The following is a 13,735-nucleotide window of genomic DNA, read 5'->3' as shown; positions in this document are numbered from 1 at the left end:
TTAGATATCCGCCTTGAGGTCGAGGGAAAGCGTCAGGGGCGCCGCAGTCTTTTCGTAGGAATCGCACACGCTTGCCAGAATGAGCTCGGCATACACGGCAGCCTGATCATCCTCATCGACAGTCGCCTGGTCACCAAAGGTAAAGGTCATGCCCACGTGCGATTCGTCGACGTCGAATTTGATCGAAATGTCGTCAGAATCAACGGCCGTGCAGCCAAAGATGAAGGCCTCCTCGGCAGCCATACGGATATCCTCGATGCGATCGACGGACATAGAGCACAGCGCACCGACATTTGCCGCCGTCATGCGCACAAGGCGCGCCAGACGCGGATCCCCGGCAACAGTCAGCGTGATGGGGCAAGTTGCTTCGCTACTCATCGCAGGACTCCTCGGAGGTCTCGGCGGGCGTATAGGTATAATACTGGGCTGCTTTAGCCGCAGGCTTCTGCGCATCATCGTCACCAGCAGCGGTATCGTCCCCGGCTTCGCCAATCAGGACACGCTCGGTCGGCTGCTCGGCTTCGGCGGCTGCGGAAAGCTTGCGCTCGGCGTCGGCCGCGGGAGCCTTCACCTTGTTAAAGAGTTTCTGCACGGCACCAGCAGCAGAATCAGTCACGCTCGATACGGCATTGCTGGCCTCGGCCACGCTGCCCGTAACCTCGGAAATGTCGCGAACCACAGCTTCGACCTCTACGAGATTGGAGGTAAGGGCGTCGACGGCGGTCTTGCTCGACTTGAGGAGCGGCTCAACCTGAGCCAACGCTGGGGTGAGCTCATCGACAGCGCCATCGAGCTTTGCTACCACCGGCTGTGCCTCGGCGATGGTGTTGTTAAGGTCGCTCACCATCTTGTCGAGCGAATCAACGACGGTGCGGGTCTTGCGCAGCGTAAGCGCGAGCTCGATAACAGCCCACACGCCGGCAACGGCGAGCAGCAGCAGGGCGATTTGAATGGGACTCATACAAGCCTCCCGAAGGAATCGAAATACAGACGCTTTTCATGGTACCCCAAAGAAGGGGAAAGATACCCAAAGGGAATGTGCGAGGTCCCAAGGACCTACTTGGGCGCGTTTCCGCTACGGTCGCGTTCGCTTTGCTCTACGCGCCACTCTTCCCAGCCGCGGCCGGCAGGCTGCCAAAACGCACCGCGCTCCAGCCCCTCGGGCAAATAGCGCTGATCGACCCAGCCTTCGGGATAATCATGCGGATACTTATACACACCGTATTCGTCGCTACCCGGACGATGACGATCGCGCAGATAGCTCGGCACCTCGCGCAGCCCACTGGAATGAATATCGGCCAACGCCGCATCGATCGAAGCCTCGCACGCGTTGGACTTAGGCGCCAGGCACACATAGAGCGCAGCCTGAGCCAGGTTAATGCGGCACTCGGGATAGCCAATGACCTCGGCAGACTTAAACGCGGCATGTGCCACCAAAAGCGCCTGCGGGTCGGCGTTGCCAACGTCCTCAGAAGCCTGAATCATAATGCGACGAGCGATAAACTTGGGATCCTCCCCCGCGTCAATCATGCGCGCGAGCCAATAGATCGTGGCATCGGGGTCGCTTCCGCGCATGGACTTGATAAACGCACTGATGATGTCGTAGTGCATGTCACCGTTTTTGTCATACGAAAAGCCACGACGTGGATTGGCAATCTTCACGTCGTCAACAGTGATGGGATAGCGCTCCCCCGCCGCCGGCGCTGGCGTCCCTTCCGTATCGGGACGTGTGACGGCAATCTCGCTCGCAAGCTCAAGCGTCGTGAGCGCCGATCGAGCGTCACCCGCTGCCAGCGTGCAAATGGTCTTAACCGTATCCTCATCGGCCGAGAACTTACCGTTCAAACCCTGCGGCGCCTCGAGCGCACGCTCAATAAGCGTGGCGATATCCTCGTCTTTAAGATGCTCAAGTTCCACCACGCGACCGCGCGAGAGCAATGCCGAGTTGACCTCGAAGTACGGATTCTCCGTCGTGGCGCCAATCATAATGACGGTACGGTTCTCAACTGCATGCAGCAGAGCATCCTGCTGCGACTTAGAGAAGCGGTGAATCTCATCGATGAATAGAATGGTGCGGCGGTCGTAGGTATTCAGGCGCGTCTTGGCCTCATCAATCACGCGGCGCAAGTCCTTCACGGTGCCCGTCACAGCGCTGACCTCGACAAACTCGCTCTTAGTATGGTTGGCGATAATATGGGCCAGCGTCGTCTTACCCGTACCAGCCGGCCCATACAAAATCACACTGGAAAGCACGTCGTGTTCGATCGCGGCACGCAACCATGAGCCATTACCGACGGCCTTTTGCTGGCCCACATACTCGTCGAGCGAATTGGGGCGCATACGCACCGCAAGCGGCGCATTCTGAAAGGAACGCTCGCGCGTCGAAGCAGAAAAAAGGTCGTCCATAGCCATCCCGTGTATCAATCAAAAACGTTTTCAACTAACCAGTATACCGAAAGGATACGAACTACCGTTCGTTAATATAGGTACGATGCGGAAACTTTAGACCCGGGAACAGCTTGCTCGTCAGTTCGCAGAAATAACCGTCCGTCATGCTCGCGATATAATCCACCACGGCTTGATCCTTGTTCTCCTGCCAGGCATAGGTGCGATCGTAGTAGGAAAGCTGCTGCTCAATGCGCGAAATATGGTGCTTAAAGATGTAAGAGGACTCGTCACCACTGTTTAGATCCCGCAGGCAACGGTCGTAGAGCTTTTCGAACGCCTCGCGCAGCTCCACCTCGGAATCGCCTTCGATACCGCCCTTGCTATAGATCTTCTCGTAGTTCTCGCGCTTGGCTCGGCGGATTTCCTCAAACAGGTCCTCGCTCATCTCGATGCGCGGCTTACCATAGCTGTGCTCAACGATATCGATGGAAGCGTGCGTAAGGATCCAACTGTTGTAGGCACCGCCCCGGCCATCATCAAAAGCGTCGGGTGACAGCAGGCCCGCCGCGATCGCATCCTGACGGTCACGACCGACGTAGGCAAGAATATCCGAGATGCGAACGACGCAGCCCTCGAGCGTCATGGGACGCAGATGCTCAATTGCGCTATAGCCCGTGGCAATGCAATCCTCAACCGTCTGGTCAAACTGGTCAAAGGAGCCCATGTCCGAGAGCTCAAACACACGCTGCTCGTACTCGCCGTTATGGCATAGCACGCCGTCGAGCGTCTGGAGCGACACGTTGCGGCCATACAACGCGTCGAGCACGCGGACCGACTGCACGTTATGGAAAAAATAACGCCCCGTGCGCTCATGATAGATATCGTTGAGGAAGCGCTCGCCGGCATGGCCGAAAGGCGTGTGTCCCAAGTCGTGACCCAGGCCAATCGCCTCGATCAGATTGCAATTGAGCCCCAGGGCGCGACCGATATCGCGCGCAATGCGGGAGACAAGCTGTACGTGCAAACCGCGGCGTGAAAGATCATCATTGCTACGGAAGCTAAAGACCTGCGTTTTGCCTGCATAACGGGTGTACGCCGGAAGATGAAGTATCTTTTCGGTATCGCGCATAAACGCCGGACGCATAAGCGTGCCTTTGTCGGCGGCGCGATCAATACGACGAATGACCTGATCATCGTTGCAACGATACGAGTTGACATAGCCCGAAGCACGATCGGCGGCAATGCGCTCGACAAGCTCGGGCGACAACGCCGAGGGAATACGGTCCATGCGCGCCTTAATGACGGCCGTTTCTTGATTAGATTCCATGGCATGCTCCTTAAAAAGGATGCGCAATCGGTTACAAAGTGCAGCCCACGACCTCGATTATGGCAAAAATCGGCACTAAAAACGGGAGCAATGGCAGGGAGCGCGATTTTGTGAAGAGGCAGGAAAGGGCCAGAGCCAGGAGTGCGACGGCAAATGCCACGATGCCACCCATAGGGTCGAGCGTGCAAAGCGCGAAGAGCGCCTTGGCATCCCCCATGCCGATGCCCGGGATTTGGCGAAGACGACGCCAGAGGGACTCAGTCAGCACGAGAGCAAGATACACAATGACGGCAAGACCCGCGTGGTCAAGCGCTGTGTTCAAACCGAGGTCGAGCCAGACGCCTGCAAGAGCCGCCACCGCACATGCGCCGGCAAGCCCATTGGGAAACCGTCGCTCTCGGGCATCAATTGCCACGCCGGCAAAGATGCAAATCCAAAACGGGATATAGACCATCGGACGCCTCCTCGAGCTGCATCGCAAAAGCAAAAACCACCACAAAGGTGCCTGTCCCCTTTGCGGTGGTTTTGGTGGTGGTTATTTGGCGCCTTGCATGACCTCGTCGAGGGTGACGTTTACGGCATGCTGGGTAGGAACCCAGTCGACCTTCAGGAACAGCGCGGCCACCGTGATGGGGATATAGCTGAACATAAAGATCGGGAAGGTAAACAGGTTAGTCACCAGACGCCACTTTTGCGCGCAGTGAATATGCTTGTACTCAAAGATAGTCGTGAGCAGCGCCAGGATAAAGAAGGTCTGGTACATCATGGCAAAGGTCATAATGAGCGACGCGGCACAGGCCTGCATCTCGACTTCGGTAGCCAAAAAGCCGTGCGAGAGTCCACCCACGATCAGGAACGTCGCATTGGCGAGCATCGAGATGAGCGACAGCAGCATACCCGGGGCGATCGTCATGAACATGTCGTAGGCGGCAAAGCGATGGTAGCGGAACGTCGATTTGACAAGATGCTTGCCATAGGTAAAAAAGACCTGGTAGAAGCCCTTGGTCCAGCGCATGCGCTGTTTCCAGGATGCCTTGAACGTCACGGGCTGTTCGTCAAAGAACTCCGCCGGCGCATAGCCAATGCGAATGCCGTGAATGGCGCAGAACGTGGTGAACTGAATATCCTCGGTCAGCGTGTGGAACTGCCAGCCGTGCATGCCCTCGATAACACTGGCGGAGATGAGGTAGCCCGAACCCGAGACAGCGCAAGAAGTCTTGCAGATATTGCGCGCGTTGTTGAGAAAGCGCGCCTCGCGCAAATACCAGGTAGCATTAGCTGCCGAGATCCACGAGCTGCCAAAGTTCTTGGAGTTGCGATAGCTCGTGACCACATGGAATCCCTGGTCAAAGGCATCGTTCATCTTGGACACGTAATCGCGGGATATGACGTTATCAGCATCGAAAATAAAGTAGCCCTCAAACGTGTCGGGATACTCGTTAAGGATGCGGTCAAAACCAAAGTCCATGACCCAGCTCTTACCCTTGCGGGCCAGGTCGTTGCGCTCATAAACGATGGCGCCCGCCTCGCGCGCGAGCTGCGCCGTGTTGTCGGTGCAGGCATCGGCGACCACGAAGACCTCGATAAGCTCGGACGGATAATCCTGGTCCTTGATGGAGCGAACGAGGTTGGCAATCACGGCCTCCTCATTATGCGCCGCGATAAAGAAAGCATAGCGATGGAGTTTTTTGGCCTTAGGAGGCGCGACCTCGCCACGAAGAGCGCCAATGACAAAGAAGACCACCTGGTACAGAAAGCAGACCGTGAGCAGCGTGACGACAATCTGGTTGAAGATCACAATAGGTGTGTTGGTTTGTAAAAAGGCGAGCATGCAGGCTCCCGAGAACGCGTTACGTAAACAACCGTATATCTTACCGCAGGCTAATCGAGTTCAAGAAACCACCTAATACTGGCTAGACTTCGAGAAGACCGAGCTGCGGAACGATTTCGTCGCCAGCGGCAGTACGACCGAGTGAGCGAGGAGCCAGGTCGTCGAGAACCGCGGCAAGATCCCACGGCAGCTCATCGCGGCACTCAATACGCTCCCCCGTCACGGGATGGTCGAATGTGACGCGCCAGGAATGAAGGAATTGCCTGGTCAGACCCTGATCGGCGCGTGCATCGCACTTGCCGTAGAGCGGATCGCCCACGCAGGCATGGTTGATATGGCGCATATGCACGCGAATCTGATGTGTGCGGCCCGTAAACAGGTGGCACTCGACGAGCGTATAGCCGTCATCAAAACGCGTGGAATCAAAGCGCTCAAGGACCTTAAAGGTCGTAATGGCCTGACGCGCGAAAGGATCGTCCGAAACCGCCATCTTGACGCGGTCGCGCGTGGAACGGGCAATACCGGTATTGATGGTGCCCTCGTCCATGGCGATGTGCCCGTGGACAAGCGTGATATAGCGACGATCGAGCGTGCGCGTGCGAATGAGATTTTGAAGCGCGCGCTGCGTGTCGTCGTCCTTTGCCGCAAGCATGAGACCCGAGGTATCGCGATCCAAACGATGCACGATCCCGGGGCGGTCCTCACCCTGTACGGTACCCAGATGGTCGATGCCGCAGTGGTAGACCAGAGCGTTCGCAAGGGTGCCGCTCTCGTGGCCATGGGCGGGATGGCACACCAGGCCCCGCTGCTTGGAGAGCACGATAAGGTAGTCGTCCTCGTAGCGGATATCGAGGGGAATGGCCTCGGGAATCACGTCGGTCGGGTCGTGCGGCTCGGGCAAGTCGACCGAGATGCGATCGCCGGCGCGTACGGCGTACTTTTTAGAGAGACAAGTCTCACCGTTGACGGCAACGGCGCCTCCCTCGATCAGATGCGCGCAGGCAGAGCGCGTGGGACAGCCATCGTTGGCGCCCAAATAGGCGTCAAGACGCTGGCCAGAGCAATCGTCGGCAACAAGAATATGGATGTCGGCCATTAACGCTCATTCCTTTCGCGAATCTTGCGGGCACGCTCCCCACGCTGTTTGGCTTTGCGTTTGGCGCGGGCTTCGTCACGGGCGTTGAGCTCAGCGGTCGCATCGACCTCGCGAGCAGCGGGACTCAAGAACATGTACCCGATGAGTGCGAGCACGACGCCCGCGGTAATGCCGATATCGGCCACGTTAAAGACAGGGAAGTCGATGAAAGTGGTGGCAATAAAATCGGTCACAAAGCCAAAAGCCAGACGGTCGATCGCGTTGCCGATGGCGCCACCCGCAACCATAGCCATGCCTACCACCTCAAGACGAGCGAGCTGAGGCGCACGGAGCAAGTACACGGCAATGGCGACAATGACCGCAAGCGCCAACACAGCGAACGCGACGCCATGACCCTCGCCCATGCTAAAGGCGGCTCCGATATTGCGGACAAATAGAAAGTCGATCACACCGGGGATAACAGTCACATGCAAAGCGTCGCCCACGGCACGAACCGCAAGCTTGGTCAGCTGGTCAACAAGCAGCACAACCAGCGCCACCCCACCAGCAACACCCAACCGCCAACGCAAAGGCGGCGTCATATCCCCAGTACGACCCAAATCAATCCCCTGCCCTCAGAACAATCGAATTCCGTTTAACGCAATTATCCATCTTATATTGCCACATGCAGAGCGCACGACATATCCACCAACACAAGCGAAATAACCAGCATAAAAAGAAAGCGGCATTCCGAAAAACAGAATGCCGCTTTTATTCAGCGGAGCAAATGGGCCGAAGGCGCCCAAATTCTACCTATAACTAAAATGCCGAGTTACCGTGCCTTAAAGGGCATTCGCACACCTCTCGCAGATATGTGCGTGGCCGTTGTACTCGCCGACGGTGGTGCGGTAGTTCCAGCAACGGTCGCAGCACTCGCCCTCGGCAGCTTCAATGGCAACGGAGAGTTCCTCGCCCTGGGTCAGCTCAACATCGGAGACGATGTAGAACTCGGCCAGGTCGACGGCCTTATCACCGGTCAGCAGCGCGTACATCTCGGCGGGAACGACCGCCTTGACGCGGACCTGCTGGCTCTTGGTGAAGGTGCCGGCAGAACGGGCATCCTCAAGGGCCTTGGTCACGGCGCTACGGAGCTCGAGCGAAGCCTCGAGCACGCCCTCGAACTCATTGGCCTCGTCGACCGTGATGGGCGACTTGTACCAATCGAGCAGCGCGGCGTACTTCTGGTGATCGACGCAGCCAGCGGGCGCATATGCCATGGCCTCGTCAACCGTGTAGGACAGGATCGGCTGCAGGTCGCGCATGAGCATCGAGAAGAGCTCGGCCAGCACGGTCTGGGCGCTGCGGCGCTCGAGCGAGCCGGGCTTATCGCAGTACAGACGGTCCTTCAGGGCGTCGAGGTACACGTTGGAAAGCTCGGTAACCACGAAGTCATAAAGCGCACGGTAAGCGCGCGGGAACTCGTAGCAAGAGTAAGCGTCGTCGACCTCGGCCTGAACCTGAGTCAGGCGGGCAACCATGAGCTTGTCGAGCGGCAGCAGGTCGGCAAAGGCGACGCCGTCGGTCTCGGGCTCAAACTGACCCTCGAGCTCGGAGAGCAGGAAGCGCAGCGTGTTGCGGAAACGACGGTAGGCATCGGACGTACGAGCGAGAATCTCGTGGTCGATGGAGACGTCAGAGCTGGTGTCGACGGAGGCAACCCACAGACGGATGATATCAGCGCCCATCTCGTCGCAGACCTTATTGGGGTCGATAACATTGCCGAGCGACTTGGACATCTTGCGGCCCTGACCATCGAGTGTGAAGCCCTGCGAGACGACCGCCTTGTACGGAGCATGGCCGTTGGCACCCACCGAGGTGAGCAGCGAGCTCTGGAACCAACCGCGGTGCTGGTCGGAGCCCTCAAGATACACGTCCGCCGGGTACTCAAGCTCAGGGCGATACTCGCAGACGGCCTTCCAAGACACGCCGGAATCCCACCACACGTCGAGGATGTCCTTATCGGCCTTGAGGTGATGACCGCCGCACTTGGGGCAGACGCAGGCCTCGCCCAGGTAGCTCTCGGGAGCGTCGGTGAACCAGGCGTCAGAGCCCTTCTCGTGGAAGAGCTTGATGACGGCGTCGAGCGTAGCGTCGTTCATGACCTTCTCGCCGCAGTCGGCGCAGGTGTAGCTGGGGATAGGCACACCCCAGTTGCGCTGACGGCTAATGCACCAGTCGGGACGCTGCTCGACCATGGCGCCGATGCGGTTGGCGGCGTGAGCCGGATACCACTTGACGTTCTCGCGAACCTCCTTGCCAGCCTGCTCACGCAAGCCGGTCTTGTCCATCGAGACAAACCACTGGTCAGTAGCACGGAAGAGCACCGGGTGTTTGCAGCGCCAGCAGTGCGGATAGCTGTGCGTGATCTTCTTCTCGAGGACCAGGGTGCCGCGCTCGCGCAGGAACTCGATGATGTGCGGGTTGGCCTCATCGGTATCCATGCCGCTGAAGGGACCACCGGTGCCAAACTCCTCGCCGGTGTAGAACTTGCCGTCATCATCGACCGGCATGCAGATGTCGGTAATGCCCTCCTTGAGGCAGGCAAAGTAGTCGTCGACGCCGTGGCCGGGCGAGTTGTGGACGATACCGGTACCGTCATCGACACCGACGTAATCGGCCAGCAGCGCCACGCCCTCAACACCGTCAAAGATCGGCTGCTTGTAGTGGATGTGGTGGAAGGTCTCGGCGGGAACCACATAGGGCTTACCGTCGACCATAACCGGGGTGTACTCCCAACCAAACTCCTCGCAGCACTTGGGAGCCAGGTCCTCGAGCATGACCTCGGCACGACCCTCGTGCTCAACGGCGACATAGGCGGCGCCGGGCTTGAGGGAAACTGCCTGGTCGGAGGGGATGGTCCACGGCGTGGTCGTCCAGATGATAAAGTCAACCGGGCCGTCGAAGTTCTCGAGGCCGGCGGGCTTGGAGGTCATCTCAAAGCGCACGAAGATGGACGGGCTCGTCTCGTCGGAGTACTCAATCTCGGCCTCAGCAAGTGCGGTGTGGCAGTGCTTGCACCAGTGAACCGGCTTGTGGCCGCGATAGATCATGCCCTTGTCGAACATGGCCTTGAAAACCTCGATGTCGGCGGCGTCATGCTGGTGATAGAGCGTCAGATAGGGGTTGTCCCAATCGCCGAGCACGCCCAGGCGACGGAAGCCGGCCTTCTGCAGCTCGATGTTCTCGACAGCGAACTTGTTGCAAAGCTCGCGGATCTTAGCCGTGGAGGTCTGGTTGAACTTCTCGGTGCCGAGCTTCTCCTCGACTTTATGCTCGATCGGCTGGCCATGGCAGTCCCAACCGGGGACATAGGGAACCTCATAGCCCTGCATCATCCAGTAGCGGTTGATCATGTCCTTGGAGATCTTGTTCATGGCGTGGCCGATGTGGATCGGGCCGTTGGCGTACGGAGGGCCGTCGTGCAGCACGAACTTCTTGTGACCCTCGTTCTTCTTCAGAACCTGCTCGTAGACCTTGTTGTCCTGCCAGTCCTTGAGTCGCTTGGGCTCGGACTTGGAAAGACCGGCACGCATGGGAAAACCGGTTTTGGGCAGATTCATCGTCTGCTTGTACTCGTTTGCCACGGTACCCCTTTCATGTCGTGGGCGCGCACGCCCGTTGGGCACCAAAAAAGCGCCCGTCCCTACAAGCTGGGACGAAGCGCCACAAAAACGGGCTGTATGCCCGCAAAAGCTCTTCGTTTAACCACCCAGCTTAGATGCCCTCGCCCGCGTATTCGCGCGCTCGCATCCGTTACTCGGCTGGCCTGTATCGACGACCATCTCGGCGATATCTACTAAGACGTGCCTGCGCGGCACGTCCGTTGGGACCGCAGCTCCGGGGTGATTTTCATCGGTCGCATGCACGGGTTCTCAGCGCTCCCCGCTCTCTGTGGCATGCGGACGGCCGACTACTCGTCCCCATCAACGCTTATGCGGAGTATGCTAGCACGTTCCGCGCCGGCGAAAAACCCTCAACACTGGTTTCATACGTAAGAAATTTCTCGTGGTCGTTAGCCTTCTCTAGGAGCAAAATACCTGAAAGCACTTTAACTAACGAAAGAAGGCTGCCATGCGCACAATCGGAATGAGCGACTACACCGTCGGCGAGGATTGCTTTACCGAGCTGCCCGCCGCACTGGCGGAGTACGGCGCGAAGAAAGTCGCCATCATTGGTGGCAAGCGAGCCCTAGCTGCGGCGCTGCCGGGCATCGAGGCGGCGCTTGAAGGTACCGACGTCGAGATTCTGGAGACGCGCGTCTACGGCACCAACAGTACGCGCGCCAATATCGCCAAGGTCGTGAACTCCCCCGCTTGCCAGCAGGCAGACGTGCTTATCGCCTGTGGCGGCGGCAAGGCACTCGACACCGTCAAGACAGCGGCAATCGAGCTCAAGAAGATTGTCTTTACGGTGCCGACGATTTGCTCTAACTGTTCCGCCGCGACCGCCATTGCCGTCGTCTACAACGACGATGGATCGCTCGAGGGCTATTCGTACCCCAACCGACCGGCGCACATCTTCATCAATCCCAAGATCATCGCCGAGGCTCCGGCGGAGTACTTCTGGGCCGGCGTGGGCGACGCCCTGTCCAAGCAGCCCGAAGTCGAGTACGCCACGAGCGCCGGCGACCTGGAGCACACCGCCGGCCTTGGCCTGGCTCTTGCCCACACCTGTTCCGAGCCGCTGTTTACCTATGGTGTTCAGGGTCTTGAGGACGTTCGTCAGAATCTGTCGAGCGAGGCCGTCAAGCAGATCGCGCTCGACATCGTGGTCAACACGGGCTATGTCTCGAACCTGACCAACCAGAACGATTACTACTACAACTCGAGCGTGGCGCACGCGTTCTACAACGCCACCTGCAGCATTCCGCGTGAGGGCACCTACCTGCACGGCGAAGTCGTAAGCCTGGGCGTGCTGGTGTTGTTCGCCTACACGGGCGACACCGAGAACCTTAAGCGCTATGCTGACTTCAACAAGCAGATGGGGCTCCCCGTAACGCTTGAGCAGGTCGGGCTTTCCGAGACCGATATCCCTGCCCTGTGCGAGCACGCGCACGCCACCAACGAGTGGAAGCAAGGCAACCCGGAGCCCTTCACCGACGAAAAATTCGCCGCCGCCATCAAGACCGCCAACGCCTACGGCCACACGCTCTAGACCCAGGCCAAAACCACCACAAGGGAGCAGTGCCCTTGTGGTGGTTTTTTATTGCTCCAGCATGCTGGGGTCGAACTCGCTTGCCGGGATCACACGGTAGCCGTGGCGCAGGAGCAGGTCGACGAAAACACCGTTGCCCGCGGTGAGCGTACTGCTAAAGGTGCCGTCGTAGATGTGACCCGCACCGCACGAGGGGCTGCGGTCCTGAAGGATGCACGCGACTATCTCTTCCGGTCCGCCTGCCTGCTCGCACATATCGAGCGCACGTTGAGCACCCAGGCGAAACTCGCGATTAACCGAGATGCCCTCGATGGTACGAACCTCGCCGTTAACGATCTCGGACGGCTTGCGCGGGGTGGGCAGACCGCCAAAAACCTCGGGGCACACCAACAAGACCTCAGTCCCCGTGCGTTCGCAGGCCTCGACCAACGCGCGATGATAGTTGTCGAGTCCGTTATACTTGCAGCTCTCACCCATTAAGCAGGCGCTCACCACGATCTTCATTTCCATCCCTCTCAAGCAAAACGCCCCATTTGAGAAAGCTGCTCAAATGGGGCGTCGGCGTTTACTGGCTCGACCGCGGCTTTACTGTTGCTTGGGCATCAGCGGATTCTCGCGCGTGAGGAGGTTCATGAACTCCTCACCCGTGATGGTCTCCTTCTTGTACAGATAACGAGCCAGCTCATGGAGCTTGAACTTGTTCTCCTTGAGGATCTGCAGGGCGCGATCGTGCGCGTCCTCGATCAGCTTGGCGACAATCGCGTCCACACGCTCGGCCGTACCGGGGGCGCAGGTGAGCGACGTGTCCTGGTTAAGGTACGCATTCTGAACGGTACCGAGTGCCATCATGCCAAACTCATCAGACATACCAAAGCGCGTCACCATGTTACGGGCGAGCTTGGTGGCCTGCTCGATATCGTTGGCGGCACCGGTCGTCATCTCGCCAAAGATGAGTTCCTCGGCCGCACGGCCGCCGCAGTAGACGGCAAGCTTGTCCAAGACCTCCTGGCGTGTCGTCAGGAAACGCTCGTCCTCCTCGACCTGCATGGTATAGCCAAGAGCACCGCTCGTGCGCGGCACGATGGTGATCTTGGTAACCGGCGCGGAACCCTTTTGGCGGGCAGCGACGATGGCATGGCCGATCTCGTGGTAGGAAACGACCTGCTTCTCGTGGTCGGAAAGCACCGTGGACTTGCGCTGCTGACCGGCGATGACGACCTCCACCGACTCCTCAAAATCGTCCTGGGTTGCACGCTTGCGACCCTCGCGAACGGCGCGCAGGGCGCCCTCATTGATGATATTGGCCAGGTCGGCGCCCGAGGCACCGGGCGTGGCGCGGGCAATCGCGGTCAGATCGATCGGCGGCTCGGTCTTCACGCTCTTAGCATGCAGCTCAAGAATGTTCTTACGGCCGGTCAGATCGGGCAACTCGACGGGGATGCGGCGGTCAAAACGACCGGGGCGCAGTAGAGCGGGATCGAGACTGTCGGGGCGGTTGGTTGCGGCAAGGACAACGATACCCTTGTGGTTATCGAAGCCATCCATCTCGGTCAGCAACTGATTGAGCGTCTGCTCGCGCTCGTCGTTGCCGCTAAAGCCGCCGCCATCGCGCTTCTTACCGATGGTATCGATCTCATCGATAAAGACGATACACGGGGCCTTTTCCTTGGCCTGCTTAAACAGGTCACGAACCTTTGCAGCGCCGCGACCAACAAACATCTCAACGAACTCAGAGCCCGAAATGCTAAAGAACGGAACACCGGCCTCGCCGGCAACAGCCTTGGCAAGCAGGGTTTTACCGGTACCCGGAGGGCCGACAAGGAGAGCACCGCGCGGCAGCTTTGCGCCGATTTCCTCGTAGCGCTGCGGCTTCTCCAGAAAATCGACGACCTCCTTGAGG

The 13,735-nt window shown here is 58.8% G+C and carries 12 protein-coding genes; 1 reads left to right on the top strand and 11 read right to left on the bottom strand.

Features of this window, described 5'->3' with window-relative positions; genetic code table 11:
* The 9 genes from ABHR75_RS05585 to ileS all read right to left on the bottom strand — a co-directional run bounded on the left by ABHR75_RS05585 (position 1) and on the right by ileS (position 10,241).
* The gene (locus tag ABHR75_RS05585) at positions 1 to 378 is read right to left on the bottom strand and encodes a hypothetical protein (RefSeq protein WP_022094590.1); all 378 of its coding nucleotides are present in this window, start codon (positions 376 to 378) and stop codon (positions 1 to 3) included.
* Positions 371 to 961, bottom strand: a complete 591-nt coding sequence (locus ABHR75_RS05580) for a hypothetical protein (protein ID WP_346963834.1) — start codon at positions 959 to 961, stop codon at positions 371 to 373. The genes ABHR75_RS05585 and ABHR75_RS05580 overlap by 8 nt, the downstream gene beginning before the upstream one ends.
* Positions 962 to 1,056: 95 nt before the next feature.
* Positions 1,057 to 2,406: a replication-associated recombination protein A gene (locus tag ABHR75_RS05575; protein ID WP_346963833.1), complete on the bottom strand. Its 1,350-nt coding sequence runs from the start codon at positions 2,404 to 2,406 to the stop codon at positions 1,057 to 1,059.
* Positions 2,407 to 2,467: 61 nt separating this feature from the next.
* Positions 2,468 to 3,715 carry a deoxyguanosinetriphosphate triphosphohydrolase family protein gene (locus ABHR75_RS05570; protein ID WP_346963832.1) on the bottom strand — a complete coding sequence of 416 codons (1,248 nt, stop codon included), beginning with the start codon at positions 3,713 to 3,715 and terminating at the stop codon, positions 2,468 to 2,470.
* A 31-nt stretch (positions 3,716 to 3,746) separates the two neighbouring features.
* Positions 3,747 to 4,169: a prepilin peptidase gene (locus ABHR75_RS05565; protein ID WP_346963831.1), complete on the bottom strand. Its 423-nt coding sequence runs from the start codon at positions 4,167 to 4,169 to the stop codon at positions 3,747 to 3,749.
* An 81-nt stretch (positions 4,170 to 4,250) separates the two neighbouring features.
* A complete protein-coding gene (locus ABHR75_RS05560) occupies positions 4,251 to 5,546 on the bottom strand; it encodes a glycosyltransferase family 2 protein (protein ID WP_022094595.1) in 1,296 nt (431 codons plus the stop codon).
* An 82-nt stretch (positions 5,547 to 5,628) separates the two neighbouring features.
* Positions 5,629 to 6,642, bottom strand: a complete 1,014-nt coding sequence (locus tag ABHR75_RS05555; RefSeq protein ID WP_346963830.1) for an RluA family pseudouridine synthase — start codon at positions 6,640 to 6,642, stop codon at positions 5,629 to 5,631.
* Positions 6,642 to 7,241: a signal peptidase II gene (gene lspA, locus ABHR75_RS05550; RefSeq protein ID WP_240128075.1), complete on the bottom strand. Its 600-nt coding sequence runs from the start codon at positions 7,239 to 7,241 to the stop codon at positions 6,642 to 6,644. Before lspA ends, ABHR75_RS05555 begins: the two co-directional genes overlap by 1 nt.
* Positions 7,242 to 7,463: 222 nt before the next feature.
* The gene (ileS, locus tag ABHR75_RS05545; protein ID WP_192924118.1) at positions 7,464 to 10,241 is read right to left on the bottom strand and encodes an isoleucine--tRNA ligase; all 2,778 of its coding nucleotides are present in this window, start codon (positions 10,239 to 10,241) and stop codon (positions 7,464 to 7,466) included.
* 511 nt (positions 10,242 to 10,752) lie between these two features.
* Between ileS and ABHR75_RS05540 the strand changes: the two genes are divergently transcribed.
* Positions 10,753 to 11,835 (top strand): iron-containing alcohol dehydrogenase family protein, encoded by a 1,083-nt coding sequence (locus tag ABHR75_RS05540; protein ID WP_346963829.1) that lies wholly within the window; start codon positions 10,753 to 10,755, stop codon positions 11,833 to 11,835.
* 48 nt (positions 11,836 to 11,883) lie between these two features.
* On the opposite strand, the gene ABHR75_RS05535 is transcribed toward ABHR75_RS05540, so the two are convergent.
* A complete protein-coding gene (locus ABHR75_RS05535; protein WP_346963828.1) occupies positions 11,884 to 12,339 on the bottom strand; it encodes a 2-thiouracil desulfurase family protein in 456 nt (151 codons plus the stop codon).
* Between the two features lie 81 nt (positions 12,340 to 12,420).
* A partial coding sequence (ftsH, locus tag ABHR75_RS05530) for an ATP-dependent zinc metalloprotease FtsH (protein ID WP_346963827.1) occupies positions 12,421 to 13,735 on the bottom strand: 1,315 nt, incomplete at its 5' end.

The organism is Collinsella aerofaciens (assembly GCF_039752955.1).
Classification (GTDB): Bacteria; Actinomycetota; Coriobacteriia; order Coriobacteriales; family Coriobacteriaceae; genus Collinsella; species Collinsella aerofaciens_BI.
Note: the sequence above shows the minus strand (reverse complement) of the source record. Positions and strands in the feature narration are given on the sequence as shown.

Excerpts from the sequence above, each read along its gene's own strand:
- ABHR75_RS05585 (WP_022094590.1), bottom strand. The coding sequence starts at position 378 with ATGAGTAGCGAAGCAACTTGCCCCATCACGCTGACTGTTGCCGGGGAT.
- ABHR75_RS05580 (WP_346963834.1), bottom strand. The coding sequence starts at position 961 with ATGAGTCCCATTCAAATCGCCCTGCTGCTGCTCGCCGTTGCCGGCGTG.
- ABHR75_RS05575 (WP_346963833.1), bottom strand. The coding sequence starts at position 2,406 with ATGGACGACCTTTTTTCTGCTTCGACGCGCGAGCGTTCCTTTCAGAAT.
- ABHR75_RS05570 (WP_346963832.1), bottom strand. The coding sequence starts at position 3,715 with ATGGAATCTAATCAAGAAACGGCCGTCATTAAGGCGCGCATGGACCGT.
- ABHR75_RS05565 (WP_346963831.1), bottom strand. The coding sequence starts at position 4,169 with ATGGTCTATATCCCGTTTTGGATTTGCATCTTTGCCGGCGTGGCAATT.
- ABHR75_RS05560 (WP_022094595.1), bottom strand. The coding sequence starts at position 5,546 with ATGCTCGCCTTTTTACAAACCAACACACCTATTGTGATCTTCAACCAG.
- ABHR75_RS05555 (WP_346963830.1), bottom strand. The coding sequence starts at position 6,642 with ATGGCCGACATCCATATTCTTGTTGCCGACGATTGCTCTGGCCAGCGT.
- ileS (WP_192924118.1), bottom strand. The coding sequence starts at position 10,241 with ATGAATCTGCCCAAAACCGGTTTTCCCATGCGTGCCGGTCTTTCCAAG.
- ABHR75_RS05540 (WP_346963829.1), top strand. The coding sequence starts at position 10,753 with ATGCGCACAATCGGAATGAGCGACTACACCGTCGGCGAGGATTGCTTT.
- ABHR75_RS05535 (WP_346963828.1), bottom strand. The coding sequence starts at position 12,339 with ATGAAGATCGTGGTGAGCGCCTGCTTAATGGGTGAGAGCTGCAAGTAT.